This window comes from Weissella sp. DD23 (assembly GCF_001579105.1).
GTDB classification, from domain to species: Bacteria; Bacillota; Bacilli; order Lactobacillales; family Lactobacillaceae; genus Weissella; species Weissella cibaria.
Window position 1 is genome coordinate 1 of sequence record NZ_KQ970455.1, and the last position, 480, is coordinate 480.

General features: G+C 48.8%; 1 protein-coding gene. It reads left to right on the forward strand.

Annotated elements, in window-relative coordinates; all coding sequences use genetic code 11:
* Nucleotides 1–18: 18 nt before the first annotated feature.
* On the forward strand, nt 19–480 hold a 462-nt coding region (locus tag WEIDD23_RS12210; RefSeq protein WP_156469675.1), incomplete at its 3' end, for an HAD family hydrolase.

The following is a 480-nucleotide window of genomic DNA, read 5'->3' on the forward strand; positions in this document are numbered from 1 at the left end:
ATGAAGGGGCAGTCACAGATGGATATGATGACCGGCTTTACAGTTGCCGGCCACACAGCTACAAAGTCTGGTACCCATTGGACCGTGACTTTACCCGTCAGCGAATGGGCAGCACCATTTGCAACCAGCATGGTGATTGACGTGCCAGCTATTTCTTGGCATGAGGAACCTTCTGCAGATCTAATGGTGACCCCCATCGTCCCGGACAAGCCGGCTGATACGAATGATACCGATAGCGATGCCATTCTGTCAGCCGACGTACCAATGGCCGCTAGCGATAGCATGGATCGTTTTTTTAACCCCACTGCTAAACTAGCTGTCAAAGGGGATACAACTGACGTCACACTTTCATTCAAGGATAGTGTCAGCAATATGCTCAGCATGATTCCTGAAGTGACTTTCGATGGCATCACACAACCTTTAAATGGTAAAAGTGACATCACGTTCAACATCCCAACCAAGGACTTAAAGCCTACCAAC